This is a genomic window from Pedobacter sp. MC2016-24, from assembly GCF_015223055.1.
Lineage (GTDB): Bacteria > Bacteroidota > Bacteroidia > Sphingobacteriales > Sphingobacteriaceae > Pedobacter.
In genome coordinates this window covers 323,797-341,316 of record NZ_JADFBX010000002.1, presented here as the reverse complement: position 1 = coordinate 341,316, position 17,520 = coordinate 323,797, and the positions used below count along the sequence as shown (strand labels likewise).

8 protein-coding genes are annotated in these 17,520 nt (G+C 41.7%); 5 read left to right on the top strand and 3 right to left on the bottom strand.

The window, feature by feature from the left end:
• Together IM797_RS07090 and IM797_RS07085 are read left to right on the top strand one after the other, a co-directional pair.
• Entirely contained in the window at positions 1–1,779 is a 1,779-nt protein-coding gene (locus IM797_RS07090) for a hypothetical protein (RefSeq protein ID WP_194126412.1), read from the top strand.
• 72 nt (positions 1,780–1,851) lie between these two features.
• Positions 1,852–3,417 (top strand): calcineurin-like phosphoesterase family protein, encoded by a 1,566-nt coding sequence (locus IM797_RS07085; protein ID WP_194126411.1) that lies wholly within the window; start codon positions 1,852–1,854, stop codon positions 3,415–3,417.
• 46 nt (positions 3,418–3,463) lie between these two features.
• Here the strand turns inward: IM797_RS07085 and IM797_RS07080 are convergent, their stop codons facing one another.
• Entirely contained in the window at positions 3,464–3,844 is a 381-nt protein-coding gene (locus IM797_RS07080) for a VOC family protein (RefSeq protein ID WP_194126410.1), read from the bottom strand.
• A gap of 125 nt (positions 3,845–3,969) precedes the next feature.
• The gene (locus IM797_RS07075) at positions 3,970–7,371 is read right to left on the bottom strand and encodes a DEAD/DEAH box helicase (protein ID WP_228098746.1); all 3,402 of its coding nucleotides are present in this window, start codon (positions 7,369–7,371) and stop codon (positions 3,970–3,972) included.
• 44 nt (positions 7,372–7,415) lie between these two features.
• Here IM797_RS07075 and IM797_RS07070 point away from each other — a divergent pair, with 44 nt between their 5' ends.
• Entirely contained in the window at positions 7,416–9,761 is a 2,346-nt protein-coding gene (locus tag IM797_RS07070; RefSeq protein ID WP_194126409.1) for a phosphocholine-specific phospholipase C, read from the top strand.
• Here the strand turns inward: IM797_RS07070 and IM797_RS07065 are convergent.
• Positions 9,730–10,005, bottom strand: coding sequence for an isoleucyl-tRNA synthetase (locus IM797_RS07065; RefSeq protein WP_194126408.1), 276 nt, complete (start codon positions 10,003–10,005; stop codon positions 9,730–9,732). The genes IM797_RS07070 and IM797_RS07065 overlap by 32 nt on opposite strands.
• 188 nt (positions 10,006–10,193) lie before the next feature.
• Here IM797_RS07065 and IM797_RS07060 point away from each other — a divergent pair, with 188 nt between their 5' ends.
• Both IM797_RS07060 and ileS read left to right on the top strand, forming a co-directional pair.
• Positions 10,194–13,844: a CheR family methyltransferase gene (locus IM797_RS07060; protein ID WP_194126407.1), complete on the top strand. Its 3,651-nt coding sequence runs from the start codon at positions 10,194–10,196 to the stop codon at positions 13,842–13,844.
• Between the two features lie 268 nt (positions 13,845–14,112).
• A complete protein-coding gene (gene ileS, locus IM797_RS07055; protein ID WP_194126406.1) occupies positions 14,113–17,514 on the top strand; it encodes an isoleucine--tRNA ligase in 3,402 nt (1,133 codons plus the stop codon).
• The last annotated feature ends 6 nt before the right edge of the window (positions 17,515–17,520 follow it).

Genomic DNA, 17,520 nt, shown 5'->3' with positions numbered 1-17,520 from the left:
ATGAAAAACATTAAAAATATCATAGCCTTAATCCTGTTCATCGCAATGGGCATTGCAGCAGGTTGTAAAAAAGATCCTGTCATGTATGCTAAAGGAATTGAAACCTTTAAATTCATTGTTAAAGATGCACAAGGATTAGACAAAGAATATGCAGGCACAATAGCTGGTGACGAAATTGTAGTAAACTTACCTATAGAAGTTGACGTAACCGAGCTGAAAGCGAGTTTCACCGTAGACAATCCCCGTACCATTGTACAGGTAGGTAACGTGGTGCAGGAAAGTGGCATATCTGAACAGGATTTCAGGACCCCTATCACATATAAAGTAAAAGCTGAAGATAGAAGTACACGCAGTTATGCAGTACGGGTAGAAAAAAAGATTGCCCTGAAATCATTTGGGTTCTTCGCCGAAGATAATCCAGGATTACAAGGTAATTTCCCTGGAGTGATCAAAGGCTTAAACATCGACATGCCAATTGCCGAAACAGCAAACTTAAGTAGTCTCGTGGCCCGGTTTGAAACGACTACTGGTGCTATCCTTAAAGTTGGCGCAACAACGCAGGAAAGTAAAAAAACAATAAACGATTTTAGCAATACAGTAGTTTATTCCTACAACGATCCAAATTTACCCGCTGCACTAAACTATACCGTAAATATATCCTTCATCGGCCGTCAATGGACATTAATTGGAGATAACCTAACCATACCAACTGCTTCTGCTATAAAAATGGCAATCAACCCAATCAACAATTATCCTGCATTCATTTATCAGCGCTCAGGTAAAGATGAAAGTGGTGTCGCTTTACCTACCGATAAAAAGGATATAGCCGTAATGAGCTACAATGGCACGGAATGGCAATATCTGGGCCCTAAAACCGGAATTACCCAGATAAGGGCCGAAGTCCCTGCAATTGCATTCAACCAGGAAGGAACACCTTATATCGCTTATAAGGATTATCTGAATAACGAACAGAAAGGAACGGTATTGAAATACAATGGAGCAACCTGGTCGGGCGTTGGTTCAAACAATTTCACACCTGTTAAGGTCGATTATTTATCATTGACTATAGGTCCGGACAATAATCCCACCATTGCCATGGCAAAAAATGGAACGGATGCAAGTGGTATCATTGCCAGGGGATTATATGTAACCAGTTACAAAAACTCAACATGGACAAACAATACTCCTCCAGGTGGGGTTGTCGTATTCTATGATCAGATCATCACCGGTCTGGATGGAAAAATGTATGTGGGTGTGATGGACAGAACTACGGGTGTCAATAAACCATCCCTGTTCGTAAATAACAACAATCAGTGGACGGCAGTCGGCCCTACATCTTTCACCGCTCCTGATGCCATGGTTGGATTCCAAATGGTCAGTGTTGCTGTTGACAAAACCGGTCAGGCTTACCTGGCATATGGCATCGCACCTTCATCAGGAAGAGCAACGCACATCATGAAATTTAACAAAGCCACTTCAGTATGGCAGGAACTCGGAACTGCAGTATCTGCCGGAGGTGAAAAGGATAAATTTGTACTGGCTGTAGATCAGGATGGTGTACTCTATTTTGCTTACGCCAATGCCTCGTCAGTTTCAGTAAGGACATTTAATAACGCTACCAATAACTGGAATGCAGACAGAAAAGTAATCAGAGAGAAAGTAAACGAATTTGATATGCAAATTGCTCCAGACGGAACAGCATATATTGTAGCAAGCATCCCGGTTACCAGTCCCACAGGCAGCAACAGCAAAACTGTTGTTTACAAATACGCTAAATAATCTACCTATTTTAAACAGCGTAACCCATCATGAAGTCTTTCATGGTGGGTTTTTCACAACCAACACCTGCAGATGAAAAAATTCAGTTTACTGGCCCTCACCTTAATGGCCTCCACATACTTACACGCCCAATCCACAGTTTCCGGTTACGTTTTTGCTGATGCCAATAAAAATGGCAAAAAAGACAAAACCGAAAAAGGCATTGCCTATGTATCGGTAACCAACGGCCAGGAAGTGGCCCGTACAGACAGCAAAGGCTTTTACCAGCTACCCATTGGCAATGACAACATCATCAGTGTCATCAAACCTACAGGTTATCAGGTACCACTCAATGCTGACAATCTACCCCAATATTTTTACATTCATAAACCGAAAGGCTCACCAGTACTCAAATACAAAGGGGTAGCGCCAACCGGTCCCCTGCCCAAATCTATTGATTTCGCACTGCAGCCTGCTGCTGAAAAAGACAACTATACTGCCCTTATTTTTGGGGATCCACAAGTTTACACTATGGAACAAGTTGATTACTTCATCAAAGATGTAATAAGCGAAGTTGAAGGTATTAAAAACGTATCATTCGGCTTAAGCATGGGTGATGAGGTTGGTGATAAACTCGATCTTTTCCCTGCCTATACCGCAGCCGTTAAGCGTGTTGGCATCCCCTGGTATAACATGATGGGCAATCACGATTATAACGCCGATGCAACTACCGATTCCCTCTCAGACGAGTCCTTCGAAGCCCACTTTGGCCCAACTACTTACGCATTTAATTATGGCAAAGTACACTTTATTGTATTGGATGATGTTTTATTTCCAGATCCCCGTGATGGCCATGGTTATTACGGTGGCTTAAGAGCGGATCAATTAAAATTTGTAGAGAACGATCTGAAATATGTTCCAAAAGATTACCTGGTGGTCATGACCATGCACATCCCATTGAGCGAACCGGAATTTCTATTCAGCACTGCAACCAGAAAAAGTTTATTTGAAATGCTCAGGGACTTTCCAAATACGCTGACCATATCAGCACATACACACATGCAACGACAAGACTTTTATGTAAAAGGTACAGAGTGGTTACAGGACAAACCGCATCATCATTTCAACATCGGCACAGCCTCCGGCGATTTCTACTCTGGCCTTAGCGACAAGAATGGGATACCTGTCTCTACCATGCGGGATGGAACACCTAAAGGATATGGATTTATTCATTTTAAAGGGAACCAGTATGTAATTGATTATAAAGTTGCGGGTAAAGATGTTGCAGAGCAAATGAGAATTACCGCACCTGAAAAGCTCAAAAAGAATAGCGATAGCCTGGCCTATGTTTACGTGAATTTTTACACAGGGGGTAAAAATGATCAGGTTAAATACAGGATAGATGACTCAGCATGGAAAAACCTGGAGCACACCACAGAATTTGATCCTTTTTATCTGGCCGAGGTAGCTACCTGGAAAAGCATTACCGATAAAACAAAAAAAGCCAGGCGCCCTTCAAACCCGGCAAAAAGCACACATTTATGGAAGGCTACTTTAACCAGTAATCTACCGGCAGGAAAACATACCCTAACCGTAAGTGCAACAGACATGTATAACCGTACATTTACACAAAAACACAGTTATATTATTGAAGAATAGTCAATGGCGGGTATAAGACATACTTATGCCCGCAACTATTGATAACCTAATCATCTTTGGGTTCCCAAAGCTCAATCACATTCCCTTCCGGATCCAGTATATGTACAAATTTACCATAGTCGTATTCCACAATCTCATCAATAATGGTTACGCTGTCCTTTTTTAGTTCGTCTACCAGCAAAACAATATTTTCCACCCGGTAATTGATCATAAAAGGCTTAGTAGAGGGATCGAAATATTTGGTGTCCTTTGGAAAGGTACACCAGGCCGTCGTTCCTTTTTTCGATGGATCATCGGCCTCCAGCCATTCAAACGTTGCGCCATATTCGCTGGTCGCCAATCCAAGGTTTTTGGCATACCATTCGTTCATACCTTTCGCATCATCGCATTTAAAAAATACGCCGCCAAGGCCTGTTACTTTTTTCATATCTAAACGTATTTGGTATAAGTAATTTCCATCTATTTTAAGACATTACCAAATCTGTTTTCAAATCGTCTGCCCATATCCGGAAAATCACAATACCGCCCACAGTACGCACAGGTGCATTTTATTTAGAACAAGCCCAATAAATCCTTTTTTGAAAGCGTTTTATAAATAGAAACTTCCGTTTTGATCAGATCATCAACCAGCTCCCTTTTCGTAGTCTGCAATTTCATAATCTTCTCTTCAATCGTATCCGGACAAATCAACCGAACAGCAACTACATTTTTGTCCTGCCCAATCCGATAGGTTCTGTCAATAGCCTGGTTCTCTACCGCCGGGTTCCACCAGGGATCAACCAGGTAAACATAATCTGCACGGGTTAAATTCAAGCCAACCCCACCCGCTTTCAAACTGATTAGAAATACACGGATTTCAGGATTATCCTGGAAAGAATTGACTACCTGCTGCCGATTCCTTGTCTGCCCGGTGAGATACTCGTGTGCAATACCACGCTCCCGTAGCTGCGCCCGGATCAAATCCAGCATTCCTACAAATTGCGAAAACACCAGGATCTTATGATGAGGCGATTTGCTGTCAATCTGCTCCAGCAAAACCTCCATTTTGGAGGAAGCATTGCCATAAAACTTATCATCTTTCAATAAAGCAGCCGAATTACAAATCTGGCGCAACCTGGTCATTCCCTGCAAAATGTGCATACTGCTTTTAGCCAGTTCGTCTTCAGCAACCCCCTCAATGTAATCTTTAATATCCTGTACTGCAGCCTCGTAAACCTCACGTTGTTCCGTGCCCATTTCACAATAAATTACCATTTCGGTTTTATCGGGGAGTTCTTTAGCTACCTGTTCCTTGGTGCGCCTTAAAACAAAAGGGCTGATTCGTTTTTGAAGCTCCTTTGCCCTCTTTTGGTCTTTAAACTGGTCAATGGGTACAGAATACAGCTCTTTAAACTGTTGTTTGGAGCCAAGTAAACCCGGACAAGCGAAAGACAACTGCCCATATAAATCGTAGGTATTGTTTTCTATTGGCGTACCTGTAAGTACGACTTTATTTCGTGATTGCAGCAATCGGACAGCCTTATATCGTTGAGAATCCGGATTTTTGATGGTTTGCGATTCATCCAAAAAAACATAATTGAAATGGTATGATTTTAAGAAACGTATGTCTGCCAGTAAAGTTCCGTAAGAAGTGAGGATAATTTCATACTGATCAAACTGCTGAATATCCTTTAAACGATCAGCACCGTAAACCGTATGGATTTTTAAAGAAGGCGCAAATTTGGCCACCTCGGCCTGCCAGTTAAAAATTAAAGAGGCCGGTACTACAACCAGGTTCGTATTTTGATGTTCTTTGGTACGCTGGCTCAAAATAAAAGCAATGATCTGAATGGTTTTACCCAAGCCCATGTCATCGGCAAGGCAGGCACCAAAGTTAAAGCCATCTAAAAAGTTAAGCCAGTTTAAACCGTCCTGCTGATAACCGCGTAGTTCTGCGTTCAGCCCCTCGGGCACCTGAACAGGCAAAATGCTGTCAGGCCCGGAAAGCTTGGCCCGGTAAATCGCCAGCTGGTCTTTTACCGATTCATCAAACAGTTGTTCATCATACAGCTCGGCGATCATATTGTAATTGATCTTATAAGTATGTAAGGTATCATCCACCACTTCCCCCGCATTAAAGTAAGCCGTAAACTTTTCCACCCACTCATCCGGCAAAATACCCATAGTCCCATCATCCAGCTTGATAAACTTACTTTTATTCCGAATGGATTTATGCAGGTGCTTTAAAGAAATAGCCTCCCCATTATATTCCACTTTTACCGCAGTCTCAAACCAGTCGATTCCACTGATCACCTTAATCGTGATATTGGGTTTATACGGGCTTAAGTTATTATTGTTCAACTTATTGAAGCCCATAATGGTAATTCCTTTACTGCGCCAGGCCTCAAAAGCATTTAAAAACCATTCGATCTCCAAAAAATGTTTTCGGTGCATGTAAAAACAGTCAACCACCATGCCCTCATCAATTTGTTCCTGGAAGAAAGGATGCTGCTTGGCTATATTTGCTGTAAACTGAAGCTCTTCTTCTTCATCGCGCCGCAGCATAAAAGTAGTACCATATTTATCCCTCCCCCGAATTTGTTTTTTAGAAAGGATCGGGATTTCGGTATTGCTATAACGCATTACAGGTGTCAGCAGCACAAAATCTTCCGACTCCGATAGATAGATCAGGCATTCATTTTCCAGGTCAAAGCCCTGTTCTTCCTTTTGCGTTTTGGTCGCGGGTTTTAAATAGGCATAGTTAATCTTCACCTTTTCTTCCAGGTTGGATAGGATCGTTTCATAGAACTCATCAAACTTAGATTTGTGAATCAGCATTTTATCATGATGCTTTTTAAAGAAATCCAATACCTTCAGAAAATCTGGGTTGTCAATCAGATGTAACCGATCTTCCAGCTGAATAAAATAATGGTGCTTGATTTGTAAATTTTCTAAAGCATAATCCTCACCTTCCAATAGCATTCGGCCAGACACCTCGTAGAAATCACCTTTCTCATGAACGGATAAAACCAGGTCTATACCTAAAACTTTAAGTTTTACCTTCTTGATCGAACTGGCACTGATGCTCGGTGAAATCTTAATGTCATGCATATAAACATCCAGGCCCAATGGATTTTTGGCCAAAGCTTTTAAAGCCTCCAGATCAGAATCTGAAGCCTCTGCATTGTAATTGTTCTGAAACTTTAAAACCCCACTTAAAAATTTAAGCTCAGCAGCATTCTCGGCCTTCCAGATCAGATCCGAAGGATCAACAAGATTTAAGGGGTTTTTGATCTTGCCATCTTTACTTTCTTCTCCCTGAAAGAGACTAATGGTTAAATGACTGTAGAAGCGATGCTGACTGAAGACAATGATCGTCTTCTTTCCCTTTTTCAATAAACCTGTTATCGGCAATAAAGTATTGGGCTTGGTTAACAGCACCTGCCCCACTTCATTACGGGTTTGCCGGTTTACCGGGAACAATTCTTTAATCCGCGGATTAACAACAACGTCATTCTTTTCATATTTCAATTCAAAATGGACGTCCAGATCCTTTTCCTGTACTAATCCATAGTCTACTGCAAAGGTCCGCAGCATTTGATCTCTTAAAGGTGCATCAAAAAATAGGCGCAATGAACGCCGGTTCATCAGGTTGTATAATACCCGCGACTGGTGTTCGCACAACAGATGTTTAGCGGCAGTACAGCCGCAAGACAAAATGACCCGGTCTTTGGTTTGCACCACCGTAACCAAAGGAAATATCGCAAAATCAATAGAGATTTCCTGCGGTTGCAGCTCATAAAAATCTTTGGTCCCGGTATCCACATCTCCGGCACTCCGCTTTAATATATCCAGCATAGTCAATGCAGAAATATTAAAATTTGCTAAAATGTAATCGCCTTTATGATCATGAACACCCTGCTGCACCTGTTGAATTTTAGGAATAAATAAAAAGCCTAAAATACCAAAAAACAATCGGCAATCTTATTACTTTTGAAACAAACCAAGCAAATTACCACATGAGCAGTAGAAGAGATTTTCTAAAGAAAGCAGCCATCCTAACCGGTGCCGCCAGTTTGCCAAATGTGATTCCCATGTCCATTCAAAAAGCCATGGCCATTAGCGCCAAGCCGGGATCAACCTTTTACGATGCAGAACATGTGGTATTTTTAATGCAGGAAAACCGTTCTTTTGATCATATGTTTGGAAAAATGAAAGGGGTAAGGGGGTTTAACGATCCCCGGGCTTTTATCAAACCCGACGGAGAAAAAGTATGGGTTCAAAAAGATGATGCCGGCAAAAGTTATGCGCCTTTTCATGTCGACATCAATAAAACAAAAATTACCTGGCAAGGCGGACTTCCACATTCCTGGAACGACCAGGTCGCTGCACGTAATAAAGGTCGGTACGACAAATGGGTTCCTGTAAAAACATCGATGTGCCTGGGTTATTACGACAGGCATGACATCCCCTTCTATTATGCCATGGCTGATGCTTTTACCATTTGTGATCATCACTTCTGTTCTTCACTGACCGGCACTACGCCCAACCGGCTATTTTTCTGGTCGGGCACTATACGGCCTGAACAAAATGGAACAGCCGTAGCTGCGGTAAACAACGCCCAGGCAGAATCCAGAAAAGACGTGTATGTGGATTGGGAAACTTTTCCGGAAATTCTGGAAGACCACAACATCAGCTGGAAGATTTATCAAAATGAAGTGTGGACTGCAGATTTACCTGAAGAGACGGACCAATGGCTGGGCAATTATGGAGACAATGCCATTGAATACGTAAAAAGATATAACGTAAAGCTATCAGAATATTTTAGAAAAAATGGCGACCAGAACAGCAATACGAAACTCAGTGCCGCTCAGGTAACCGAAAAATACAATAAGCTGTCCAAACGGGAGAAAAACCTGATTGATAAAGCTTTCGCTACCAATATCAATGCGCCGAAGGATTACCTGGCACTGGAACCCTTTTCCTACAAAGATGACAATGGAGCAGCGCAAACCATGAACATCCCCAAAAACGATATTTTTTATCAGTTTCGTAAGGATGTAGATGGGGGTAAATTGCCTACCGTATCCTGGCTGGTGGCACCTGAACGCTTCTCAGACCATACCAGCTCTCCATTATACGGAACCTGGTACGTGTCTGAGGCTATAGATATCCTAACCAAAGATCCGGAGGTATGGAAGAAGACCATTTTCATCCTGACTTACGATGAGAATGATGGTTATTTTGACCACATGCCTCCTTATGTAGTACCTAAACCGAATGCCGCAGATACAGGAAAGGTCTCAACCAAAATTGACGTTTCTGCAGATTATGAAAATAAAAAAGATAGTCCGATAGGCTTAGGCTATCGGGTGCCTATGCTGGTCGCCTCACCCTGGAGCAAAGGTGGCTATGTAAATTCACAGGTATTTGACCATACCTCCTGCCTGATGTTTTTAGAGCATTTCCTGGGTAAAAAAACCGGAAAACAGATCAGAAGCAAGAACATCAGTAGCTGGCGGAGAGCCATATGTGGTGACCTGACCTCTGTTTTCAGGCCAGCAAAAGAAGACGCCATAGGCATTCCAGCTTTGCTAAACCGGGAGCAGGTCATTACCAATATCAACAATGCGAAAAATAAACCGCCCCAGGTTAAGCCGACCCCATTGACACCAGAAGAGATCAAAACACGGTCTTATTTGCCTAAACAGGAATCGGGTACAAAACCGGCATGCGCATTACCCTATCAGCTCTATGTCGAATGTAAACTCGACAAATCGGGAAAACACATCGAATTGCTACTTTCCACTGGAAAGGGAAACTTCGGACAAAAGATCGTTCCCACTGGCGCAGCATTCAACATGTACACCAATCAGAACTACAAAGGTCTTGCTGGTAAAACATGGAATTATGCATTAATCACCGGAGATCAACTGAAAGAACAGTTGCTTTTAAATAATTTTCAACAAGATCAATATGATTTAACTGTAGCCGCAGCCAATGGTTTTTTCCGCCGATTTAAGGGCGACAAAGAAGATCCGGATTTAAGTCTAGCCTGTGGTTATGAAGCAGCCGGACTGGTTACTAAAAAGCTAACGGGAAATATTGAACTGTTGTTGGAAAACAATGGAGATAGAGAAATTAAGCTGAAGGTTACCGATAATGCTTATAAGCAGTCCGAACAGCAGATCGCATTAAAGCCTGGTGGCAAAGCAAAAATTACAATGAACCTAAAAAATAGCAGTAGTTGGTACGATTTCACAGTAGTAGTTCTAAACCATTCTCAGTTTTCCAGGCAATATGCCGGGCACGTAGAAACCGGTGAGGACTCGATTACTGATCCACTGATGGCTGGGCTGATGTAACTGGATCTGCAACTTTGGGATGTTTCTCCGGATCAAGTTGCACTTCTTCATCATTGATCTTTTTGGCAAATAAGATTGGATAGATCAACCATAAGGAGCCGATTAAGAAAAGCAGGCCAGACAGTTGCAATACATATATGCTGGATTGTATTTTGTTCATGCTCATTATTTGATAAGCAATCAACCCGATTACACCAAGTAAAATGACGTATACCGCTTTCTGAAGTTTCAGTACTTTAATCATAACATATCCATTTTGAATTTTAGATTAAAAAGGCAATACAAAAACTAAACCAAAATTGAACCAAATAACACTTTGATTCCCATTCAAATAGCTCTACCTTTAAAAGGTATTTATTTCCGGTTAAATAAGTAGCATACTTGTTCGTCAATTTTTCTTCTGCTGCCGATCACATATTTTTAACAAATTACATGAATAAAATAAAAGGCACTGAAGATGAGCGTGTTTCGCCAGCTCAATTTCCAATTGTTGGAATCGGAGCATCAGCTGGCGGATTAAAGGCGATAAAGCAATTTTTACAGGCATTACCTGAACATTCAGGAATGGCCTATGTATTTGTGCAACATCTAAGCCCAACAAACGAAAGCAGTTTACCCGAAATTCTAAAAAAAATATCCAAAATTCCGGTTCATCTAATTACTGACAACATCCACCTGGAGCCAGATAATCTATACATTATTCCGGTGAATAAAATAGTGACAGCCACCGACGGTGTACTTAAACTCGTCCCACTGGATGAAAAACACCATCGGGTTAAAATCATTGATCTATTTTTCTCTTCACTTGCTGTTGTACACCAAAGCTATGCCATTGGCATAATATTATCAGGAACTTTAACTGATGGCACCCTAGGTTTAGACACCATTAAAGCTTATGGGGGAATCACCTTCGCTCAAGATACATCCTCTGCAGAATATGATGGCATGCCTTCCAGTGCAATCAGCTCCGGATCAGTAGATTTCATCCTGCCGCCTGATCAGATTGCCGAGCACTTAATGACAATCAACCATCCTTTTAATGCAAAAAAAATAGAATCATCTAAATCTGTAGTCGCATCGCAACAGGATGAAGAAATCTTCAAGCAACTATTAACTATACTTCGGGTTCGTAGAGGGGTGGATTTTACATATTACAAGCCCAGCACCCTAAAAAGGAGAATTGTAAGGCGTATGGCGCTAAACGATCAGCAAAGTCCGGCAGATTACCTTGGTTATCTGCGTGAAAATAAATCGGAGCAGGATGCGCTGTATAATGACATGCTCATTTCAGTTACTCATTTTTTCAGGGACCCAGCCAGCTTTGAAATGCTTTATGATAACATTTTACCAGCATTGATGCAACAAAAAGATGGCAATGAGCCCTTGCGCATCTGGATTGCCGGCTGTGCTACCGGTGAAGAAGCCTATTCTATGGCCATCTGCCTGCAGGAGCAACTGGGCGATAAAACGGCTGCTATGAAAATCCAGATTTTTGCGACCGACATTTCCGAAACCGCCATAGCCAAAGCCAGAACCGGTCTTTACAGACCAACAGATCTGGAAGGACTTTCAATTTCCAGATTGGATCAGTTTTTCACAAGGATAGATGGCAGTTTCCAGGTAAACAAAGCCATCCGCGATATGTGCGTATTTGCACATCACAACTTACTGAAAGACCCGCCATTTTCAAGAGTAGATCTGATCAGTTGTAGAAATGTACTCATTTACCTGGAACCTGTGCTTCAAAAAAGAGCGCTTACTACTTTTCATTATTCGCTGACTGAACAAGGTTTTCTAATGCTCGGAAAATCAGAAAGCATCGGCAAAAATACCGACCTTTTTGCAGCCTATAACAACAGCACCAAAATCTTCAGACGAAATGGCACACGTGGAAGGTTTATGCAGGTAACATCTGTTGGCAGCGAACAAAACTTCAAAACCCTCGACCAGCCCATTCCTAAAAAGACCGGAAAAGCAGATATTTATAAAATTGCCGACGAATTGATATTAAGCAATTATACCCCGGCAGGTGTATTGGTTGACGAACAGTTCGATATCATCCAGTTTCGTGGTGTTACAGATCAATGGCTTTCTCTTTCACCAGGAAAGGCCAGTTTAAACTTATTAAAAATGGCTCGCATAGGCCTAACCTTCGAACTGCGAAATTTATTGCATCAGGTTAAAAAAACGAACGGACCGGCAAAAAAAGAAGGTATTGTATTTACAATCAATGAGAAACAAGACTACGTAGACATCGAAGTTAGTCCTTTAAACGATGCCGGAGATACACACTACCTGGTTTTATTTAAAAAGGGCATGATTCCGGGACTGGAAAAAATCTTCACGGCATCTGGAGATCATAAACTTCCAGACCCCAGGGATTTACGGATCAGTCAATTAGAAAATGAACTCCTGCAATCCCGTACGGATATGACCGCGATCACCGAAGAACAGGAAGCTATTAATGAGGAACTCATCAGTGTAAATCAAGAACTCCTGTCTGGTAGCGAGGAACTGCAAAGTTTAAATGAAGAATTAGAGACCTCTAAAGAAGAACTTCAAAGTACCAATGAAGAAATTACGATCATCAACAATGAACTGGTTGATCGAAATGAACAATTGAACAATGCCCGGATTTATACCGAAGCCATCATCAATACCATTCGCGATCCATTGATTATATTGGACAAAGACCTCAAAGTAAAACGGGCTACAGACGGCTTTTACGCTAAATTTAAAGTGAGCGCTAAAGAAACAGAAGGTAAATTATTTTATGAACTTGGCAACCATCAATGGGACATACCCGCGCTCAGAGTTTTACTGGAGGGTATCCTTCCAGAAAAAAAATCCCTCGCCGATTATGAAGTCACACATGTTTTCCCAAATATAGGCCGAAGGGTAATGTGGCTCAATACCCGGCAACTGGACGACCTGATCTTGTTGTCTATTGAAGACATTACGGATAAGCGCAAAGTGGAAGAAGGGCTGGCAGCTGTAGAAATGTTATTTCAGGAAAGTAAAGAAAGATTAAAACTGGCCATTGAGTCTACGGGATTGGGCACCTGGGACTACAATCCATTAACAGGAGAGCTGATTTGGGATAACCGATGTAAACAATTGTTTGGCGTACTGCCTGAACAGCAAATTAATTATACGCAATTTATTGACATGCTCCATCCTGATGATGCTCAAAAGGTAGATGTAGATCTAAAAAGGGCATTAAAAAGGATAAATGGGGGTGAATATGATCAGGAGTTCCGTACGGCAGCAACGGCTGACAATAAATTAAAATGGATCAGGTTTAAAGGGAAAGCTTATTTTAATAAGCAAGGAATTGCAAATCGGTTTGTAGGAACTTCATTAGACATTACCAGGCAGAAATTACTGGATGAGGCAACAGTAGAATTAATGCGTCAAAAAGATGATTTCATCAGCATTGCCAGCCATGAGCTCAAAACACCTATAACCAGTTTAAAAGCCTCCTTACAACTCATTCACCGTATGAAAGACAATCCATCACCTGCCTTGTTGAGCAATATGATTGAACTGTCGAACCGCAGCCTGGATAAAGTAAGTATTCTTGTAGAGGACTTATTAAATGCAAGCCGGATCAACCATGGCCAATTACACCTCAATAAGGGCAACTTTAAAATTGCTGAGATGGTGGAAAACTGCTGCAGCCATGTACGTTTAGCAGGCGCTTATACTATTGAGACTACTGGCGATCTTGAGCTGGAAATTAATGCCGATAAAGACCGGATTGAACAGGTCATCGTCAACTTTGTTAACAATGCCATTAAATATGCCCCAGAGTCTACAAAGATTATCGTATATATTGAAAAACTGAAAGAATTTGCCAGGATATCAGTCAGCGACATCGGCCCCGGTATTCCGGCGGAAAAGATACCGCACCTGTTTGATCGTTATTACCGTGCTGATGAACGCGGACTCCAATATTCTGGCCTGGGTCTGGGATTGTATATCTGTGCAGAAATCATCAAGAAACACGAAGGTCAGATCGGCGCCGAAAGTAAAGAAGGTAAAGGCAGTACCTTTTGGTTTACGCTCCCATTGGATCATTAAGCCTCTTTTTAAATTAATTTTAAAAAAAAATCAAATTCACAAAACTAAAGGGAATGTTTTTGCGTTTATATTTCCGAGAGCGTTAATTTGGATGACGGGGCAGGTTTCTATACTTTGCCCCGTTTCCTTTTTTAAACACCTGGACGCAACAGATTGGAGTAAAATCTTCAGATCATCCCATACATTTTATTTTTTGACTTAAGCAGATGATGGTTTCATTTTAAAAAACCTTAACTTTGCATCCTTAATTTTTGGAGATACTTGATTGATGTATAGGGAATTTAAACAACTAGAACTAGCTAAAATAGGCAAAGAGATACTTGATTTTTGGAAAGCAGAAAACATCTTTGAAAAAAGCATTTCGTCCAGACCAAAAACCAACCCTTTTACTTTTTACGAAGGGCCACCTTCTGCAAATGGAATGCCCGGCATTCACCATGTGATGGCACGTGCCATTAAAGACATATTCTGCAGATATAAAACCCTTAAAGGTTACCAGGTTAAACGTAAAGGTGGATGGGATACCCATGGCCTGCCGATTGAACTGGCCGTTGAGAAAAAACTAGGCATTACCAAGGAAGATATTGGGAAGAAAATATCTGTAGAGGAATACAATACGGCCTGTAAGGAAGAGGTGATGAAATACACAGATGTATGGAACGACCTGACTGAAAAAATGGGCTATTGGGTTGATCTTGAAAATCCATATGTCACTTACGAAAACGAATACATCGAAAGTTTATGGTGGATCCTGAAATCGTTCTACGATAAAGGACTATTGTATAAAGGATATACCGTTCAACCTTACTCTCCAGCTGCAGGAACCGGATTAAGCTCGCATGAGCTGAATCAGCCAGGGACTTACAAAATGCTGAAAGATACTTCCATCACCGCCCAGTTTTTCCTTAAAAAAGATCAGCAGCATCCTTTGATGCCGGTACTGGTTGAAAACGAAACCGAAGAGACTGCGATACTGGCCTGGACCACTACACCATGGACTTTACCCGCCAACTGCGCTTTAGCCGTTGGGGACAAAATCCAGTATGTAAAAATCAAAACCTTTAACCCCTATACCTTTTTACCGGTAAGTGTAGTATTGGCCAAAGAATTGGTCGGCAAACACTTTAAAGCGGATGCGAAAGATCTTTCTTTTGAAGACTACAAGGGAGGTGACAAGTTAATACCGTGGACACTGGCTGCAGAATTTACCGGTAAAGACCTGGTTGGTTTAACTTACCACCAGCTGATGCCTTATGTAAACAATGAGGATCTGGAGAAAAACGCTTTTCGCATAATTCCTGGCGATTTTGTGACCACCGAAGACGGTACTGGTATCGTGCATACCGCTTCTGTATTTGGTGCAGACGATTTTCGGGTTGCCCGCGAAAATGGCGTACCTGCAGTAATGGTCAAAGACGAGCAGGGCAATGAACTTCCCCTGGTAGACAAACAAGGTAAATTTGTTCAGGAAGTGACCGATTTTGCCGGTCGTTATGTAAAAGAAGAATATTATAGCGACGAAGAACGAGCGGCTGCTGATTTCAAACCTACAGATGTGCTGATTGCCATCAAATTGAAAGAAGACAATAAAGCTTTTGACGTTAAAAAATATGAACACAGTTATCCGCATTGCTGGAGAACCGATAAGCCCATCCTTTATTATCCTTTAGACAGCTGGTTTATAAAAACTACGGTGTTAAAAGATAAAATGGCGGCATTGAATAAAACCATCAACTGGAAACCTGAAGCTACCGGAACAGGTCGTTTTGGCAACTGGTTGGAAAATCTGGTAGACTGGAACTTATCACGTTCCCGTTATTGGGGCACTCCACTGCCGATCTGGCGTACAGCCGACGGAACAGAAGAGAAATGTATTGGTTCTATTGCTGAACTGAATGCAGAAATCGCCAAATCTGTAGCCGCAGGTTATATGGAAGCTGATTTTGAACTGAAAGACATGCACCGTCCTTACGTGGATGATGTGATCTTAACTTCATCAACCGGTGAGAAAATGGTACGTGAACTTGATCTGATCGACGTTTGGTTCGACAGCGGCGCCATGCCTTATGCACAGTGGCACTTCCCGTTTGAAAATAAAGAAGAATTTGAAAATGCCTACCCTGCAGATTTCATTGCTGAAGGTGTAGATCAAACCCGCGGTTGGTTCTTTACCCTGCATGCCATAGCTGTAATGCTCAGCGAAAGCAGTGAAGAAATCAAAGCCATCAATGAACGGATTGAAAACGGTGGTGTAGCCTATAAAAACGTAGTTTCAAACGGCCTGGTATTAGACAAAAATGGAAACAAAATGTCTAAACGCCTGGGTAATGGTGTCGATCCATTTACCACCATAGACACCTATAGTGCTGATGCAACTCGCTGGTACATGATCAGCAATGCCTCTCCATGGGACAATCTGAAATTTAATATGGATGGCTTAGATGAAGTGCGCCGTAAGTTTTTCGGAACACTTTACAATACTTATGCTTTCTTTGCCTTATATGCAAATATCGACAAGTTTAAATTCAACCACTTCATCTTAACTCCCGTTGCACAACGCACTGAACTGGATCGCTGGATCTTATCGTTACTGCAGGATTTAACTGCAGAGGTTGATGAAAGCTATGCAGCATACGAGCCTACAAAAGCTGCGAGGGCCATTCAAAACTTCGTAGATGAACACCTGAGTAACTGGTACATCCGCTTGTCACGCCGCCGCTTCTGGAAAGGTGAAATGACTGCAGATAAAAAAGCGGCATATGAAACGCTTTACACCTGCATCATGACTGTAGCGCAATTGATGTCGCCGGTAGCCCCTTTCTTCTCCGATTGGTTATTCCTGAACTTAACCAGGGATGATCAGTTCAACAATTTCGAGTCTATACATTTAACCTTGTTCCCGTCAGCGGATGAGCGGCTAATGGACAAAGAGCTGAACGAAAGAATGCACCTTGCACAGGACATATCATCTATGGTATTGTCCCTGCGTAAAAAGACAAGCATCAATGTGCGTCAGCCACTGGCAAAAATATTAATCCCGGTACTGGATCAGAAATTTGCCGAAAGAGTAGAGTTGGTGAAAGACCTGATTTTGTCTGAAACCAATGTAAAGGACATCGAGTACATCACTGATACTGCGGGCTTTATCAAGAAAAAAATCAAACCTAATTTTAAAACATTAGGTCCAAAGGTTGGTAAAGATATGAAACTGGTGGCAGAAGCAGTAAACAACATGAGCCAGGAGGATCTAGCGAATTTTGAAAATACCGGCAAATTTACGGTTAGCGGCACGGATTATGTGATTGAGCTGAACGATGTTGAAATCATTGCAGAGGACATTCCAGGCTGGCAGGTAACCAATTTGGGAAGTTTAACCGTAGCCCTTGATGTTTCAATTACCGAAGAATTGAAACAGGAAGGATTATCCCGTGAACTGATCAACAGGGTTCAGAACCTTAGAAAAGAACTGAACTTTGAAGTAACGGATCGGATTAAGGTTACTTTACAAAACCACAGTTTAATTGCTGGCGCAGTAGCACAAAATAAAGCATACATTTGCTCGGAAGTTTTAGCTGATGCTTTTGATTTAACAGAGAACTTAAATAATGGAAACAAAATAGTGATTGATGAGGTTGAACTGCAAATTTTAATAGAAACCGTAAAAAAATAAAGCTCT